Genomic DNA, 15,381 nt, shown 5'->3' on the forward strand with positions numbered 1-15,381 from the left:
AGGCCGCTGGGGGGCCACGATGAGGACATGACCTCCTCCACCCCCGGCCCCGCGGCGATCGATGCGCGGGGCGTCGTCAAGAGCTTCGGCTCCGTCCACGCCGTCCGCGGCGTCGATCTGCGCGTGCAGCCCGGCGAGATCGTGGCGTTCCTCGGCCCGAACGGCGCCGGGAAGACCACCACGATCGACATGATCCTCGGGCTGACGAACCCCGACGCGGGCTCGATCGAGGTGTTCGGACACACGCCCCGCGGCGCCGTGTCGCGCGGCCTCGTCTCCGCCGTCCTCCAGACCGGCGGGCTGCTAAAAGACCTCACGGTGCGCGAGACCGTCGAGCTGACGGCGAGCCTGTTCGCCGAGAAGCGTCCCGTGGACGAAGCGCTGGAGCGGGCCGGCATCCGGGATCTCGCCCACCGCCGCGTCGGACTGTGCTCGGGCGGCGAGCAGCAACGGCTGCGGTTTGCGATGGCGCTCGTGAGCGACCCGGCGCTGCTGATCCTCGATGAGCCGACCACGGGCATGGACGTCGAGGCGCGCCGCTCGTTCTGGGCCGCGATCCGGGCGGATGCCGCCCGCGGACGCACCGTGATGTTCGCGACGCACTATCTCGACGAGGCCGACGAGTACGCCGACCGCATCGTGCTGATGAGCCGTGGGCAGATCGTCGCCGACGGGTCGACCGCCGAGATCAAGAACCTCGTGTCGGGTCGGGTCGTGCAGGCGACGCTTCCGGATGCCGACCTCGCGGCGCTGGCGGCTCTCCCGGGCGTCGATTCGGTCGAGGCCAGCGGCGAGCGCGTCACGATCCACACGCGCGATTCAGACGCGCTCGCACGACACCTGCTCACCGCCACCCCCGCGCGGGACCTCGAGATCACCGCGCAGAACCTCGAGAGCGTGTTCGTCGCTCTGACCATCGACTCCCCGGCATCCGCCGACGCCTCGAACGGAGCATCCCGATGACCGCCATCAGCCTCGACCGTCCCGCACCCGTCCTCGGGGGCTTCACGCTCACCTACCTGCGGATCGAGTTGCTCCGCAAGATCCGCAACCCGCGGGCGCTGATCTTCACCGTCGCGTTCCCGGTGCTGATGTTCTTCATCATCGGGTACCAGATGCTCGATCTGCCCCTGACCGATGTGCCGGTGGCATCCGGGGGAGTGTCGGTGGCCGCCTACATCATGGTCTCGATGGCGATGTACGGCGCGATGATGTCGGCGACCCAGACGGGGGCCGCGGTCGCTGTCGAGCGCGCGCAGGGCTGGACGCGTCAGCTGCGACTCACGCCGCTGAATCCCCTGGTCAACGTGATCATCAAGCTCTTGGCGGGCATGGTGTTCGGTCTCATCGCCGTGATCGCGACGTACCTCGTGGCATCCTTCTCGGGGGTTCAGCTGTCTGCTGTGCAGTGGATCGTCACGGGTGTCGCCGCGTGGCTGCTGGCCGGAGCGGTGTTCACGACGCTCGGACTCATGGTCGGGTACATGGTGCCGGGCGAGAACGTCGCGCAGATCACCAGCCTCGCGGTGGTGCTGTTGTCGTTCCTCGGCGGGCTGTTCTACCCGCTGTCGACGATGCCCGACTTCCTGCAGACGATCGGCAAGCTGACGCCGGTGTACGGCATCGGAGTGCTCGCGCGTGCGCCGCTGACGGGGGATGCCTTCGACCTCGGTGCCCTCATCAACGCAGTGGTGTGGCTCACGGTCTTCATCGTGGGCACGGTTTACTTCTTCCGCCGGGACACGCGGCGTTCGTGAGCCGCTCTATCGTGAACGACATGAGCGAGACGACCGGCCCGGGGCGCGTGCGCGCTCCGGGCAGGCGCTCGTTCACGCGGGGCTGGTTCATCGGCGGCGGCCTCTCCCTGATCTGGACCTTCCCGACGCTGGTGTCGATCTGGGAGTCGCCCGATGCTGTCGCTCACGCGGTGGGAACGCTCATCGTGGTGGTCTTCGCGGCGGTGTTCCTCGCGAGCGTCCCGTTCGCGCGCCGCACGCCCTCCGGGTGGCGCCGGCTGATCCCCGCCGCCGTGATGTTCGCCCTGAGCCTGAGCCTGGCGCCGTGGATCGGCGGCGACGTGCGGTGGATGTGGACGTTCGTCGGCGTCGCCGTCGCGGTGTCGAGCGTGGCCCGGCGCCCCACGTGGATCCTCGTGCTGCTGCTGAGCGCGTCGTCGTTCATCGTCGGAGCGTGGAGCGGCGCCGACACCTTCACGAACGTCCTGAGCTCGGCGATCATCCTGTCCATCTCGATCATGATGCTGAGCTTCGTGCAGAACATCACGACCCTTGAGCGCCTGCGGGCCACGCAAGAGCAGGTCGCCGAACTCGCCGCCGAGCGCGAACGCAGCCGCGTCGCACGCGACGTGCACGACATCCTCGGCCACTCGCTGACCGTGATCACGGTGAAGGCCGAACTGGCGGGAAGACTCATGGATGCCGGCTCCCCGGCCGCCCGCGACGAGATCGGGCAGATCGAGCAGCTGTCGCGCGGCGCGCTGGCCGACGTCCGCGCGACGGTGCACGGATATAGAGGTGTGAGCATCAGCGGAGAGTTGGCGGCCGCGCGGGCGGCGCTGGAGAGCGCCGGGGTCACGGCGGAGTTGCCCGGGTCGACGGACTCGGTGCCGTCCGACCGCCGGGAGCTCGCGGGGTGGGTTGTGCGCGAAGCGGTGACCAATGTGGTGCGGCACGCGGGGGCTTCGCTGTGTCGGGTTTCGCTCGACGGCCGATCGGTGGAGGTCGCGGACGACGGGTGCGGGCCTTCTGGTGCTTCTTCGTCGGGTTCGGGGCTGCCGGGGCTGCGCGAACGCGTCGAGACCGCCGGTGCCCGTATGACCGTGGGCCGCAGCGACCTCGGCGGATTCCGTGTGAGGGTGACGTGGTGATCGGTATGACCTTGGGCCGCAGCGACCTCGGCGGATTCGGGGCGGGGTGACGTGGTGATCCGACTCCTCATCGCCGATGATCAGGCCCTTGTCCGCGGCGCCCTCGCCGCCCTGCTCGGCCTGGAGCCCGACATCGAGGTCGTCGCCCAGGTCGGCCGCGGCGATGAAGTGGTCGAGGCCGCCCGCGCGTCCGAGGCGACCGTGGCGCTGCTCGACATCGAGATGCCCGGCATCGACGGCATCGCCGCCGCGGCGCAGCTGCGTGCGGAAGTTCCCGGATGCCGCGCCCTCATGGTCACGACCTTCGGCCGGCCGGGATACCTGGCGCGCGCCATGCAGGCTGGGGCGTCGGGATTCGTGGTGAAGGACACGCCCGCGGCGGAGTTGGCGGATGCCGTGCGGCGGGTGTCGGCGGGGTTCCGCGTGGTGGATCCATCGCTGGCCGCAGAGTCACTGGCGCAGGGGGACTCACCGCTGACCGAGAGGGAGACCGACGTGCTGGCCGCGGCCCGGTCCGGCGGTTCGATCGCCGACATCGCGCGGATGGTCCACCTGTCGGAAGGCACGGTGAAGAATCATCTGTCCAGCGCGATCGGGAAGACCGGAGGCCGGAATCGCGCGGATGCGGTGCGGGTGGCGGTGGAGCGGGGGTGGCTGTGAGCGCGCGGTCCACACCAGCACGGGATTGGTCCCGCAACTCCTACTCCGAGGCGCAAGAGACGTAGAGGGGGCCCGGCGTGTTCGCCGGGCCCCCTCTACGTCTTTTGCACTCAGCGCAGGAGACCCTGCGCACGCTCGATTCGCTCCCGAAGTCCCTCCTGGAACTGGTCACTTTGGCTGACGGTTTCGATGTGGGTGGCGATAGCCGCTCGGATCACGTCCGAGATGGGTCGGTTCTCGATGCTGGCAACCGTCTCTAGTTGCTCGGCTTGCTCGACCGGCAGGCGAATGGTCATTGCTTTCTGTTCCGGCATGCCCCAATCTTGCCACCAAACCAAGTGTATTGCAAGCTATCATGGCTGCAAGGTGCATAGCACCATAAACCTCTGGTATCGTGGTATCACTTACTAGTCCTGAGGAGGACAACATGAGCGACAGCTCCGCATCCCGTGCAGGGAAGATCACCATCCACATCGACGGCGAGCCCTACAAGATCCACGCCGGCCCGACCCCCGTCGCCGCGCTGCGCGCATTGCGCCAGCCGCCCGTCCCGGACGACAAGGATCTCTGGCTGGACATCGAGGACGAGCAGGACCAGGAGCTCGACCCCGCCGGCAGCGTCAACGTCACCGACGGCATGCGGTTCTTCACCGAGATCGACGCCATCACCATCCGCATCGACCGCGTCGAGTACGAGGTCTTCGAGCGCAAGATGACCGGCGCCAAGCTCCGCACTCTGCCGAGCCCGGACGTCGCCGCCGACCGCGATCTCTGGCGCGACATCCCCGACAAGCGCGACGTCAAGGTGCAGGACGAGGACATCGTCCACCTCAAGGACGGCATGCGGTTCTTCACCGCCCCCGGCCGCATCAACCCCGGACAGGAGTCGTGAAGCTCCCCGAGCCGGACCGCGAGTTCCTTGACCGGTCCGGAATCGCCTACCGCGTCTTCGACGACGGCGGCATGCTCAACGTCGAACTGATCGACTTCCCCCTGCCGCCCGGGCTGAACGCGACCACCGCCAGCGTGCTGTTCCGTCTCTCGGCCAGCTACCCTGACACCCCCCCGGACATGTGGTGGATCATCCCCCACCTGACTCCGGTCGGTGGTGGGGTGATCCCCGCCACGGAAATCATCGAGACGTACGACAGTCGCAGCTGGCAGCGCTGGTCGCGGCACCTGGACCCGGCCGCCTGGCGGTCCGGAATCGACGGCCTGGAGAGCTACGTGCGACTGCTGCGCACCGAGCTGGGGAGCGCCGCCGCATGAGCGCCACGCTCCGCCTCACCGGCCCTTTGCACGACGGGCTGGTGGCCATGGCCACCAGCCCGATCGAGGCAGGCGCCGTGCTTCTCGCATACCAGGTCGTCACCGACACCGGCGACGTCATCCTTCTTGGCAACGAGCTCATCGCGGTCCCCGAGGAGGCCTACGAGGTCCGCACCAATCGCGCACTGCAGATCACATCCGACGGGTACATCCACGCCCTCAAGACCGCACGTGATCGTGGCGCGATGGCGCTGTGGGTCCACAGCCACCCGGGGAACCGTGCAATCCCCCGCCCCAGCATCCACGACCGCGGCGTCAACGATCAGCTCGAACCGCTCTTCGGCGACCGCACCGAGACCGATCAGTACGGGTACCTCGTGGTCAGCCACGACGGCGATGCTCTGACCTTCGCTGGCGAGCTCAGCGGGCTCGTTACCACCCCGATCACGCGGCTGTCCGCGATCGGGGACCGGTGGATCTTCCGCCCTGCCTATGACTCTCCCGCAGGTGCAGACCGCGCCCTGTTTGACCGGAACATCCGCGCGTTCGGTGACGGCATTCAGAGCACCATCAGCAGTCTCACTGTCGCGATCGTCGGTGCCGGCGGCACCGGCTCGGCCACCGCCGAGCAGCTCGCCCGCCTCGGGGTCCGCTCGTTCATCCTGATCGACCCCGACACCCTCTCCGACTCCAACACGACCCGCGTCTACGGCTCCACCCCCGACGACGTCGGCCGGGCCAAGGTCGATGTTCTCGGCGATCACCTCGAACGCATCGCTGACGGCGTGCACACCACTCGCATCCAGGGCACCATCCTCACCGAACGCATCGCCCGCACTCTCATGGGTGCCGACGTCGTGTTCGGCTGCACCGACGACAACGCGGGGCGTCTACGGCTGTCTCGCCTGCCCTACTACTACCTGGTCCCCGTGATCGACTGCGGCGTCCAGATCCCTGCCGACGCGCACGGCATCATTGCCGGCGTGTTCGGGCGAGTTACTACCCTGCACCCCGGGGCTGCATGCCTCATCTGCCGGGACCGGATCGACTTCGGCCTCGCCGAAGCCGAGACTCGCTCCGCAGAAGAGCAGCGGCGTCTCGAGAAGGAAGGCTACGCCCCGGCCCTGCCCGGGGTGGAACCGGCCGTGGTGACCTTCACCACCCTTGTTGCAGCCACCGCCGTCAGTGAGCTATTGGAGCGTCTCGTGGGCTACGGCGACACCCCCACCCCGTCGGAGCTGATCCTCTACATCCACGACCGCACCCTCCGCGGGAACATCGAGGACCCACACTCGGACCACTATTGCGACCCGGCAAATCCGCGTATCGGCACGGGCCATGACATGTTCCTGGGGCTGAATTGGACCTCCTGAACCGGTTTCGATACTGGTGGCGGTGGAGGGTCCTTCTGCACGTCGATTCCGTTGATGACGTTCCGGCCCGCCTCCGCCGCCGACAGGCCGCCATCGTCGGCACCAGCTACCAGAAGTGGCTTGCCTTCGACTGCCCCTGCGGAAACGGGCATCGAGTGCTCCTCAACTTGGACGACAACCACTACCCTCGGTGGCGCGTCACCAGTGAGCGTCCGCTCACACTCGCACCCAGCGTCGATGAAGAAAGCGCCGCTGGTCACTGCCATTACATCGTGCGCGACGGGCGCATCCGATGGGTTGAACGAAAGGGCCGCCGATGACGATCGAGCCGAATCCGGGCGATAGCGACGAAGAGAACCCCGAGCCTTTCGTCCCAACGCCGGTTCCGACCCCTGAACCAACCCCGGGCCCTCGCATCCCCTCAAAGACGCCCCTGTACGAGGCGCTGAACGCGCCCCGCTACGCACGCCAGGCGCTAATCAAGGAGATTGAGCAGATGACCAAGACCAGCTTGATCTGCTATGTCTCCCCGAACTCTCAGATCGAGCGAGACGACGTCATCGCAATGGTTGACCTTCTGCACAACACGGTCCCAGGCACTCCCCTCGATCTGATGCTGCACTCGCCCGGCGGGAGCATCGACGCCGCTGAGAAGCTGATCACCCTTGTTCGCAAACGGGCTGGCACAGCACCCGTCAGAGTGATCGTGCCGGACTACGCAAAAAGCGCCGCCACTCTCATCGCCCTGGGCGCCGACGCTATCCTCATGTCCGACTCCTCAGAGCTGGGCGTTATCGACCCTCAGGTGGAGCTGCCTAACGGCAAAGGTCACCTCCAGGCCATCTCTGCGCAGAGCTACCTCGACGCGTTCAACGACTGGGCGAACATGCTCCGCGAGAACCCCGCCGATCCCGTCGCCCGCTTGATGCTCGACAAGATGGAGCCCAGCACCATCCGTAGATTGGAGCAAGCAACGACCCGGTCGCGATCGATTGCGGCCGCGCTCCTGGCGACAGGCATGATCAAGGACGAGGCTGAAGCAAGCGCAATTGTGGATGACCTCAGCGATACCCAAAAATGGCGCTCTCACGGGCAGATGATCCCCCAGGAAGCGCTGCTCAAGTTGGGGCTCAGCGTCAAATACCTTTCCCCGCACGACCGTCAGTGGCAGCTCTACTGGCGCCTTTTTTGCCTCCAGATCACGGCCGCCAATGGCTCGGTAAAGCTCTTTGAGGGGTCCTACGCTTCGCTCGCGTTGCCGTAGCGGTGGCGATGTGACGCCCCGAGCCATGATCCCTGTACCGCCACCGAATGGGAACCGCTCGCCTCCACGTACCTGTGGAACGTCGTGTGAATGGCACCTCGACCGTTGCGGCCTGACTGAAAGACCAGGCCGAAAGGCCCATCGCTGCTACGCAAGCAAGGCCCACAGCGATCACCAACGAGCTGGCGACGACGAAGAGTGGGTCCAGGTTGCCTGCGATTGTCATCGCGCGCACCGCGCAGTAAATCCGTTCTGCGCGGAGAGCTCAGGTTGTATGTTCCAAGACCTTCGGTCGTTCCACTAGTTGAGCACAATGCACGACGTGACGCACGGTCGTAACGATGCGCCCGGCTTGTTCATCGAGGCATAGATGAGGACCACGGGACTCGGCGGCACCGGCAGGCTGGCCGGATCTCAGTCGGAGCGCTGATGCGGGCCAACGGTTGCAGCGCCCAATCTTAACAAGGCCGGTATCCACGAGCTAGCCCTGGTCTCCGGGCCGCTAGCCACGAGAGCTGGTCGCGTTCCTCGCAGGCTGTTAGCGACGCGAGCGGCCCCCGCCGAAGCTCGTCGGATTCAGCCTAGAAGGCCCGTGGTGCTGCGCCAAGCTTTTCGATTCCCCCAGCAGTTCGGCGGAAACGATACCCGAAAGCAGTGAAATCGACCTTCACGCGTTGTCGAACATGGGATCTGATGTATCTGTTGGCTTCGATTTCATCCCGAGTTCTGGGCATATTTTCTAGCGGCTGCGGGCATTTCCAAACATAAGGGCTATCGCGTGTGAGCCAGAACACATCCTGCGAGTGAACCACCTTATCATCGACAAGAAGTTGAAGGTCCGAGACGGGTTGGCCCTTCTTGACATACAGATGCACGGCCCACCTATTCAGATACTCATTCTCTCCCCTTAGCACTCGAACTCGTAGCTGAAACTCCAAGGCAATGGTCAGGGCTTTCTCCTGATCGACGCGAATTTGATGCTTTGACACTCGCGAGCCAACGAACAACCCGATGCCTGCAATCGCCCCGCTTGTTACGACACCCAGCCACGCCGCTATGGTGTCGAAAGTAATCTCCGCCTTCGCGCTCCACGTCACTAATTCGGAAAGCCGAAAGAAGAGCTGCGTTGCGAGCGTCGCTGCGACGCCGATGGCAATGCCCACGACTACGTATTTGACTCGGCGAGCGATTGTGGAATTCCTCCCCATGACGCAAGCGTGCCACATACGCGTAGCAAAACCAGCATTTTCTATAGTCGCGCCGGGCGGACGGAACTTCCGTGGCGAGCATCGACGCGCTTACCCCAGAGACCACGAGCGGTCTTCCGGTGCTGGCTCTCTCCCCAGTTAACTGGTCCGACTCAATCGAGCTAGTGCCAGCCCCATATTGTCAGCTGCGGTGAGACCTTCAGCTCTACGCCTACGCTCCCACCCCAAACGCCACAGCCTCCTCCTCGGTAAGCATCCGCGACCGGATCAGAAACCGCATGCCCGTCGGCCCCTCCACCGAGAACCCCGCACCACGCCCCGGCACCACGTCGATCGTGAGGTGCGTGAACTTCCAGTACTCGAACTGCGACTCCGACATGTACACCTCGATCGGGTCGTCGAGGCCGACGTCGATGTGGCCGAGGTGCACGTCGCTGGGGCCGGTGAGGAACATCCCCACCGGGTAACACATGGGGGAGCTGCCGTCGCAGCAGCCGCCCGACTGGTGGAACATCAGCGGGCCGTGCTTCGCGGTCAGGTCGCGCAGCAGCGCGGCCGCGGCATCCGTCACGTCCACGCGGGAGAGCTGGGTCGTCATGTCCCACTCCTTTCAGTTCATGTCCCAAAATGTGTTGGCTGAGCAGCCGCTAACCGGCCATAAGTGGGACGAGGGTCCGCCCAACCCATGAGCAGTCGCCGCGGCATCACGCTCGAAATGGGTGTGACCCCCGGGCGCGAACCCGGGGGTCACTGAGCGTCGGCGACCCGCCGCCCCGACGCTCCGTCGATCAGAAGAAGCCCATCGCGCCTTCGGCGTACGACACGAGCAGGTTCTTCGTCTGCTGGTAGTGGTCGAGCATCTTCAGGTGGTTCTCGCGGCCGATGCCCGACTGCTTGTACCCGCCGAAGGCGGCGTGCGCCGGGTACTGGTGGTACGTGTTGGTCCAGACGCGTCCGGCCTCGATGGCACGGCCGGCGCGGTACGCGGTGTCGCCGCTGCGGCTCCACACGCCGGCGCCGAGGCCGTAGAGGGTGTCGTTCGCGATCGAGATCGCGTCGTCGAAGTCGTCGAACGACGTGACCGAGAGAACGGGGCCGAAGATCTCCTCCTGGAAGATCCGCATGTCGTTCGTGCCCTCGAACACCGTCGGCTGCACGTAGTAGCCGCCCGACAACTCGCCGCCGAGGTCGACCCGCTCGCCACCGGTGAGCAGCTTCGCGCCGCCGGCCTTGCCGATGTCGATGTACGACAGGATCTTCTCGAGCTGGTCGTTCGAGGCCTGCGCACCGATCATCGTCTCGGGGTCGAGCGGGTTGCCCTGCTTCACCTTGCCGACGCGCGCGAGGCCGTCGCCGAGGAACTGGTCGTAGATCGACCGCTGGATCAGCGCCCGCGACGGGCACGTGCACACCTCGCCCTGGTTGAGCGCGAAGAGCGTGAAGCCCTCGAGCGCCTTGTCGTAGTACGCGTCGTCGGTGGCACGCGCGACATCTTCGAAGAAGAGGTTCGGGCTCTTGCCTCCGAGCTCAAGCGTCACCGGGATGAGGTTCTGCGACGCGTACTGCATGATCAGGCGACCCGTGGTGGTCTCACCCGTGAAGGCGACCTTGCGGACGCGCTTGTGCTGCGCGAGCGGCGCCCCCGCCTCGATACCGAAGCCGTTGACGATGTTCACGACACCGGCCGGCAGCAAGTCGCCGATGATGTCGAACAGGAACAGCAGCGACGCCGGCGTCTGCTCGGCCGGCTTGATCACGACGCAGTTGCCCGCGGCGAGCGCGGGAGCGAGCTTCCACGCGGCCATGAGGATCGGGAAGTTCCACGGGATGATCTGCGCCACCACACCGAGCGGCTCATTGAAGTGGTACGCGACGGTGTTCTCGTCGAGCTGGCTGAGCGAGCCCTCCTGCGCCCGCAGCACACCCGCGAAGTAGCGGAAGTGGTCGACGGTCAGGGGGATGTCGGCGGCGAGCGTCTCGCGCACCGGCTTGCCGTTCTCCCACGTCTCGGCGACCGCGATCATCTCGAGATTCTGCTCGATGCGGTCGGCGATCTTGTTCAGGATGACGCTGCGCTCGGCGGGCGTGGTCTTCTTCCAGGATGCGAACGCCTTCCAGGCGGCATCCACGGCCCGGTCGATGTCGGCGGCGTCACCGCGCGCGATCTCGCAGAACGGCTTGCCCGTGACGGGGGTGATGTCTTCGAAGTACTCGCCGCTGTGCGGCTCGACCCACTCTCCGCCGATGTAGTGCCCGTACCGCTCGCGATACTGGGCGACGGCCCCGCGCTGTCCGGGGGCGGCGTAGACGCTGGAAACGCCTTCTTCGACGATGGTCATGCGTGTCTCCTTCGACGGTCATGAACGCCGCGACGGCTCCGGGCGGCGATGCGCCGACGGTACGCCGGGGCACGTTGCATCCGGTTGCACGGGCTTGGGCCGCGAGATCACACGTTCCGTTCGAGATCACACGTTGGGGTCGCCCAGACCGGGTGCTCTCGCGCGGATCGTGTGCTCTCGGCGCCGCCCACGGCCGCCCGCCCGCGCCCGCCACCGCCCGGCCGCGACGCAAGCCCGCCCGCGCGGCGCGGCGACGCCGACCGGGCAGCGGCCGCCTGCCACGCAGAACGACGGATGCCGCGACCCCAAGGCCGCGGCATCTGTCACGTCGTGCGCCTACGCGTCGGCGTCGACCAGCACCGACCGCAGCGGCGGGACGTTGACCTCATGCAGGTCGACGTCGTCGAGGCGCTCGATGCTCACCACGCGGGGCGCGATCGCGCGGTCGTCGGCCACGATCCAGCTGCCGACGAGCAGGAAGCGGTCGTTGCCGGCGGTGATCGGACCGGTCACGGCGAAGGTGTTGTGGGTCGGCGTGATGAACGTGACGCGCACGGGCGTGCCGTGGGGAAGCGTCGAGGGGTCGACGACGTCGGCCGACAGTGCCGGCTCGGGGGCGGGGATGCCAAGGTCGATGCGCTGGATCTCGGCACTCGTGGCGAGGATGACGTCGCCCACGAGCGGCTGACCGCCGACGCCGATGCGCACGGTGCCCTCCAGGGCGTACAGCCCGTAGCGCGGCGAACGGACGAGGACGCGGGCGATGTCGCCGGCCTTCACCTCGGCCACAGCGTCACGGATGCGCCCCACATCGCGACGGGCGCGAGCTGCCGAGAAGATGTCGAGCGTCTGTTCGTCCATGGATTCAGCGTAACCAGGGCCTCCGACATCCTCGACGGTTCGTCACTCGTCGGGTGCTTCCCCATCCGCTCCTCGCACAGTCTGCATCGCGAGCGAGGTCGACGGCTGGCCGACGTACGCGGTGAGCAGGATCATGAGCTCGGTCAGACCGTCGTCGTCGATACCGTTCCGGCGCGCTACTCCCAGGTACACCGCGAGCCGATCGTCGGTGACGCCCTGGGCGACGAGGGCCGCGATCGTGGAGAGAGCTCGGTCTCGGTCGGTCAGATGCGATCCCGACCATCCGGGGCCGCCAGCCGCAAGGAAGGCCTCTTCGACGAAGGCTGGGCCCGCCCTACCCTCCATGAGCCGCTGGGCGGTCGCCTCGTCGACTCCGAAGTTGCGCGCATACACGCGCCGCCCCGCGGCCATCCGCGCCGAGTCGCTCATCGGAACGCCTGCTCGCTCAGCATCGGGATGCCGGCGAACGCTCGCGCGTCGTGTGCGGGGATCACGCGATAGCGGTCGGCCAGCGCAGAGACACGAGCCAGATCCTCCCGCACGCGCGCCGGATCACTGTCGGCGAGACGCCGCATCAGCCAGGGCCGATCAACGTTGCGCTGCACTCCCTCGAGCTGCCAGGCCAGGTCGCCGATGAAGGCGTACTTCTCTCCGGGGGTGCGCACGAAGACGATGACCGAACCGGACGTGTGCCCCGCCGCAGGGACGATCACGATGGATCCGTCGCCGTAGTGGTCGTGGCTGACGGGGAACCCCTCGAACGGCCCGTCGTCGAAGGCGTAAGTCACGAGCCGGCGGTCGCGCGAGACCTCGGCGAAGACCCTGTCGTCTTTCGCGTGGCCGGCGTAGCCGATCTCGGCATCTGTGAGGAGGACGGGAACGTCCAGGTCGGCGATCCCGCTGACGTGATCCCAGTGCGAGTGCGTGAGCAGGATCCCCGCCAACCGGGCGAGGTCGTACCCCGCGGCGCTGAGCTGATCGATGACGGGCATCTCCACCGTGTGCGCTGACCGGCGGAACGCCGGCAGCATCCGAAGGTGGCGCTCGAAGTCGCGACCGAAACCGGAGTCGATGAGCAGGTCACCGGCCGGGTGCCGCACGAGGGCAGCCGTGGCGGCGAACTGGCGCTTATCGAAGAGAGAACCTCCGCGGAACGCCAACGCGGCACGTGACGCGTAGCTGCCCGTCGGCAGTGCGAGAACGCTCACGTCAGGAATCTGTACGTTGTGGTCAGTATTGATCATGTTGTTCATTAAATGTCTGGCAGCCCAGTTTTGTCTAGACTGCTCGACATGCTGGCAAGTTCTGAGCCGACCGACCCTCGCATCGCCCGCACGCGGCGCGATGTCGTGGATGCCGCAGCCGAGGTGCTGCTCGACCAGGGCTGGGAGCACGTCACGCATGCCGAGGTGGCGCGACGCGCGGGCTACGCAAAGGCGACGATCTATGCCCACTGGCCCCAGCGCATCGACCTCGTCCGCGATGCGGTCGACCGCATCTGTGACGCCGCCCACCACCCCGAGCCGACAGGTGACCTCCGCGGCGACCTCATCTCCGCGCTCACCGACTTTGCCGCAGACCTGTCGACCGGCCAGCTCGCGCGCGTACTCGGCGGCGTCATCGAACGAAGCGGTACCGACCCCCTCGTCGACAAACTGCGCGGACGTCTGTACGACACCGGCACGGCCGGACTGCGTCAGGTGCTCGAGACTCACCTCCCGGCGGAGGACGTCGACGTCTCGCTGTCGCTCTTGACCGGGGCCGTCCTCGTGCGAGTGACCTTCGAGGGCCGCCCGGCGGGCCGTTCCTTCGTCGCCAGCGTGGTGGACCGCACGGTCTCGCAGCTCGGGCGCAACGAAACCTCCTGAGCCCCGCGGGGACTTCCCGCGTCAGTCCTGTTCGAGGCGCTCGATCCGGGCGACGAGGCCCGCGCGTTTCGGCGACCGTGCGGGCAGCATCCCGAGGCACAGGCGCAGCAGCTCGGCGTCGTCGCGCGCATCGGCGGTGTCGGCGTAGGCGAGCAGCACGTCGACCCCCGCTTCCTCCAGCAGCGCTTCGCGCAGCGCCTGGCGCACCGACTCGCGCACGTCGGCCACCCCGGGGGCCACCGAGTCGGGCAGCACCGGCCCGCGATACGCGGCAAGCGCCACGCGATGCGCCCCTCGGTCGAGCAGCGACAGCACGTGCTGGGCGTCGGTCTCGAGGCCATCGGGCAGCCGATACGGCCGGGATGCCGGCACCAGAGCGGGCGCGAGGGGCGCGAGCACCTTTCGCAGCCGCACCATCTCGGGGCGCAGCGTCTCGGTCGCCGGGTGCCCGTAGACCGCCTCGCTCAGCGCCTCGGCCGACATCCCCTCGCGGTGCACGGCGAGGAGCAGCAGAATCTCGGCGTGCCGCGCACCGAGCTCGACCACCGTCTCGCCGGTCTGGCCCGACACCTCCAGCAGCGCACGGTCGCGGCCCAGGATCCGCAGCACGGCACGCGTACCGGGGGAGCGCCGCGGACGACGCGGCGGCGGGTCCTGCTGCGCACGGAGCCGCCCGACGAGGATCTCGCTCTCGATCGCCCGAGCCGTGGCATCCACGAGCAACTGGGCCTGCGGGGTCACGGCCTCGGGGCCTCCCGTGACGTCGATGACGCCGAGCAGCCGACGCGTCTCGGGATCGTGCACCGGTGCCGCGGTGCACGACCACGGCTGCACGAGCCGGTTGAAATGCTCGGCACCGCGGATCTGCACCGACCGGTCGAGCGTCAGCGCCGTCCCCGGGGCGGAGGTGCCCACGGCATCCTCGGCCCAGTTCGCCCCCGCGACGAAGCCCATGTCGCCGGTCAGGGTGCGGATGTGCCGGTCGCCCTCGACCCACAGCAGGCGCCCGGCGGCGTCTCCCACGGCCACCACGACACCCGAGTCCTCGGCCGTGCCCGGCAGCAGCAGACCCCGCACCATGTCCATGACCCCGGCCAGCGGATGCGCGCGACGGTAGGCCTCGAGCTCCTCGGACGCGAGGTCGAGCGAGGGCAGGCCCTCCGGACCGACGAGGGATGCCAGCGACCGCCGCCACGACTCCTGCACCAGCGGGCGCACGTCGGCGAGTCGTCGATCCTCGTTGCCGGCGAGCAATTCGTCGTGGGCGCGCGCGATCAGCAGCCCCGACGTTTCGGGGGAGATCGCGGGACGCGACCACGGTGAAGGCACGGAACTCCCATCGACGGTGACGGAGGTGCGTCCAGTGTAGGTCGGTGGGGGCCGGGGCGGGAGGGTTCACGGGGGATGCCAGGCGCCCTGCGCCGCGCGACGGGTTCGGGTGCGCGATCCGTGGCCCCGGGGCCACGCGCAACACCCCGCGACCGCGCGCAACGCCCCGCGACGACCGGCGCCCGAGCACCCTCCGGCGTGTCGATCCCGGCATCCCGGAATCCATTCACACGCATTAATGAGAGCGATTCCCAACGCCGGAAAACGCCGTCGACCCCCTCGACACCGGTCACCCTCGGGCGCACGGTGGAGGTATCCCCAAC

18 protein-coding genes are annotated in these 15,381 nt (G+C 67.5%); 10 read left to right on the forward strand and 8 right to left on the reverse strand.

Annotated features, from left to right (window positions below):
* Positions 1-27 precede the first annotated feature (27 nt).
* From AC3WLZ_RS17085 to AC3WLZ_RS17100, 4 genes are read left to right on the forward strand one after another with little or no spacing between them, the layout of a single operon-like run.
* Positions 28-963 (forward strand): ABC transporter ATP-binding protein, encoded by a 936-nt coding sequence (locus AC3WLZ_RS17085; protein ID WP_492470898.1) that lies wholly within the window; start codon positions 28-30, stop codon positions 961-963.
* The gene (locus AC3WLZ_RS17090; RefSeq protein ID WP_492470899.1) at positions 960-1,757 is read left to right on the forward strand and encodes an ABC transporter permease; all 798 of its coding nucleotides are present in this window, start codon (positions 960-962) and stop codon (positions 1,755-1,757) included. Before AC3WLZ_RS17085 ends, AC3WLZ_RS17090 begins: the two co-directional genes overlap by 4 nt.
* 20 nt (positions 1,758-1,777) lie before the next feature.
* Positions 1,778-2,887, forward strand: coding sequence for a sensor histidine kinase (locus AC3WLZ_RS17095; RefSeq protein WP_492470900.1), 1,110 nt, complete (start codon positions 1,778-1,780; stop codon positions 2,885-2,887).
* 54 nt (positions 2,888-2,941) lie between these two features.
* Positions 2,942-3,547: a response regulator gene (locus AC3WLZ_RS17100; RefSeq protein WP_492471003.1), complete on the forward strand. Its 606-nt coding sequence runs from the start codon at positions 2,942-2,944 to the stop codon at positions 3,545-3,547.
* A gap of 110 nt (positions 3,548-3,657) precedes the next feature.
* Here the strand turns inward: AC3WLZ_RS17100 and AC3WLZ_RS17105 are convergent, their stop codons facing one another.
* Complete coding sequence (locus tag AC3WLZ_RS17105; RefSeq protein ID WP_146752053.1) at positions 3,658-3,861, reverse strand: ribbon-helix-helix protein, CopG family; 204 nt, start codon at positions 3,859-3,861, stop codon at positions 3,658-3,660.
* Between the two features lie 113 nt (positions 3,862-3,974).
* Here AC3WLZ_RS17105 and AC3WLZ_RS17110 point away from each other — a divergent pair, with 113 nt between their 5' ends.
* Genes AC3WLZ_RS17110 through AC3WLZ_RS17130 form a run of 5 tightly spaced genes read left to right on the forward strand, consistent with a single transcriptional unit; the run spans position 3,975 to position 7,453 of the window.
* A complete protein-coding gene (locus AC3WLZ_RS17110; RefSeq protein WP_492470901.1) occupies positions 3,975-4,439 on the forward strand; it encodes a multiubiquitin domain-containing protein in 465 nt (154 codons plus the stop codon).
* The gene (locus AC3WLZ_RS17115) at positions 4,436-4,816 is read left to right on the forward strand and encodes an E2/UBC family protein (RefSeq protein ID WP_492470902.1); all 381 of its coding nucleotides are present in this window, start codon (positions 4,436-4,438) and stop codon (positions 4,814-4,816) included. Before AC3WLZ_RS17110 ends, AC3WLZ_RS17115 begins: the two co-directional genes overlap by 4 nt.
* Positions 4,813-6,189: a ThiF family adenylyltransferase gene (locus AC3WLZ_RS17120; protein WP_492470903.1), complete on the forward strand. Its 1,377-nt coding sequence runs from the start codon at positions 4,813-4,815 to the stop codon at positions 6,187-6,189. The genes AC3WLZ_RS17115 and AC3WLZ_RS17120 overlap by 4 nt, the downstream gene beginning before the upstream one ends.
* Complete coding sequence (locus AC3WLZ_RS17125; RefSeq protein ID WP_492470904.1) at positions 6,177-6,509, forward strand: ubiquitination-like system serine protease family protein; 333 nt, start codon at positions 6,177-6,179, stop codon at positions 6,507-6,509. The genes AC3WLZ_RS17120 and AC3WLZ_RS17125 overlap by 13 nt, the downstream gene beginning before the upstream one ends.
* Positions 6,506-7,453 carry an SDH family Clp fold serine proteinase gene (locus AC3WLZ_RS17130; protein ID WP_492470905.1) on the forward strand — a complete coding sequence of 316 codons (948 nt, stop codon included), beginning with the start codon at positions 6,506-6,508 and terminating at the stop codon, positions 7,451-7,453. Before AC3WLZ_RS17125 ends, AC3WLZ_RS17130 begins: the two co-directional genes overlap by 4 nt.
* A gap of 581 nt (positions 7,454-8,034) precedes the next feature.
* Here the strand turns inward: AC3WLZ_RS17130 and AC3WLZ_RS17135 are convergent.
* The 6 genes from AC3WLZ_RS17135 to AC3WLZ_RS17160 all read right to left on the reverse strand — a co-directional run bounded on the left by AC3WLZ_RS17135 (position 8,035) and on the right by AC3WLZ_RS17160 (position 13,069).
* Positions 8,035-8,616 (reverse strand): hypothetical protein, encoded by a 582-nt coding sequence (locus tag AC3WLZ_RS17135; RefSeq protein WP_492470906.1) that lies wholly within the window; start codon positions 8,614-8,616, stop codon positions 8,035-8,037.
* 256 nt (positions 8,617-8,872) lie between these two features.
* Complete coding sequence (locus tag AC3WLZ_RS17140; RefSeq protein WP_492470907.1) at positions 8,873-9,259, reverse strand: DUF779 domain-containing protein; 387 nt, start codon at positions 9,257-9,259, stop codon at positions 8,873-8,875.
* Between the two features lie 190 nt (positions 9,260-9,449).
* A complete protein-coding gene (gene exaC / locus AC3WLZ_RS17145; RefSeq protein WP_492470908.1) occupies positions 9,450-11,000 on the reverse strand; it encodes an acetaldehyde dehydrogenase ExaC in 1,551 nt (516 codons plus the stop codon).
* A gap of 336 nt (positions 11,001-11,336) precedes the next feature.
* Positions 11,337-11,861: a hypothetical protein gene (locus AC3WLZ_RS17150; protein ID WP_492470909.1), complete on the reverse strand. Its 525-nt coding sequence runs from the start codon at positions 11,859-11,861 to the stop codon at positions 11,337-11,339.
* Between the two features lie 42 nt (positions 11,862-11,903).
* Positions 11,904-12,290 (reverse strand): carboxymuconolactone decarboxylase family protein, encoded by a 387-nt coding sequence (locus AC3WLZ_RS17155; protein WP_492470910.1) that lies wholly within the window; start codon positions 12,288-12,290, stop codon positions 11,904-11,906.
* Positions 12,287-13,069, reverse strand: a complete 783-nt coding sequence (locus AC3WLZ_RS17160) for an MBL fold metallo-hydrolase (protein ID WP_492470911.1) — start codon at positions 13,067-13,069, stop codon at positions 12,287-12,289. The genes AC3WLZ_RS17155 and AC3WLZ_RS17160 overlap by 4 nt, the downstream gene beginning before the upstream one ends.
* 84 nt (positions 13,070-13,153) lie before the next feature.
* Between AC3WLZ_RS17160 and AC3WLZ_RS17165 the strand changes: the two genes are divergently transcribed.
* The gene (locus tag AC3WLZ_RS17165) at positions 13,154-13,729 is read left to right on the forward strand and encodes a TetR/AcrR family transcriptional regulator (protein ID WP_492470912.1); all 576 of its coding nucleotides are present in this window, start codon (positions 13,154-13,156) and stop codon (positions 13,727-13,729) included.
* Between the two features lie 21 nt (positions 13,730-13,750).
* Here AC3WLZ_RS17165 and AC3WLZ_RS17170 read toward each other — a convergent pair whose 3' ends face one another.
* The gene (locus tag AC3WLZ_RS17170) at positions 13,751-15,058 is read right to left on the reverse strand and encodes a GAF domain-containing protein (protein WP_492470913.1); all 1,308 of its coding nucleotides are present in this window, start codon (positions 15,056-15,058) and stop codon (positions 13,751-13,753) included.
* Positions 15,059-15,381: the final 323 nt, after the last annotated feature.

This window comes from Microbacterium sp. FW305-3-2-15-F-LB2, assembly GCF_058787255.1.

Coding starts and splice junctions, on each gene's coding strand:
- AC3WLZ_RS17085 (WP_492470898.1), top strand. CDS start 28: ATGACCTCCTCCACCCCCGGCCCCGCGGCGATCGATGCGCGGGGCGTC.
- AC3WLZ_RS17090 (WP_492470899.1), top strand. CDS start 960: ATGACCGCCATCAGCCTCGACCGTCCCGCACCCGTCCTCGGGGGCTTC.
- AC3WLZ_RS17095 (WP_492470900.1), top strand. CDS start 1,778: ATGAGCGAGACGACCGGCCCGGGGCGCGTGCGCGCTCCGGGCAGGCGC.
- AC3WLZ_RS17105 (WP_146752053.1), bottom strand. CDS start 3,861: ATGCCGGAACAGAAAGCAATGACCATTCGCCTGCCGGTCGAGCAAGCC.
- AC3WLZ_RS17110 (WP_492470901.1), top strand. CDS start 3,975: ATGAGCGACAGCTCCGCATCCCGTGCAGGGAAGATCACCATCCACATC.
- AC3WLZ_RS17120 (WP_492470903.1), top strand. CDS start 4,813: ATGAGCGCCACGCTCCGCCTCACCGGCCCTTTGCACGACGGGCTGGTG.
- AC3WLZ_RS17130 (WP_492470905.1), top strand. CDS start 6,506: ATGACGATCGAGCCGAATCCGGGCGATAGCGACGAAGAGAACCCCGAG.
- AC3WLZ_RS17140 (WP_492470907.1), bottom strand. CDS start 9,259: ATGACGACCCAGCTCTCCCGCGTGGACGTGACGGATGCCGCGGCCGCG.
- exaC (WP_492470908.1), bottom strand. CDS start 11,000: ATGACCATCGTCGAAGAAGGCGTTTCCAGCGTCTACGCCGCCCCCGGA.
- AC3WLZ_RS17150 (WP_492470909.1), bottom strand. CDS start 11,861: ATGGACGAACAGACGCTCGACATCTTCTCGGCAGCTCGCGCCCGTCGC.
- AC3WLZ_RS17155 (WP_492470910.1), bottom strand. CDS start 12,290: ATGAGCGACTCGGCGCGGATGGCCGCGGGGCGGCGCGTGTATGCGCGC.
- AC3WLZ_RS17165 (WP_492470912.1), top strand. CDS start 13,154: ATGCTGGCAAGTTCTGAGCCGACCGACCCTCGCATCGCCCGCACGCGG.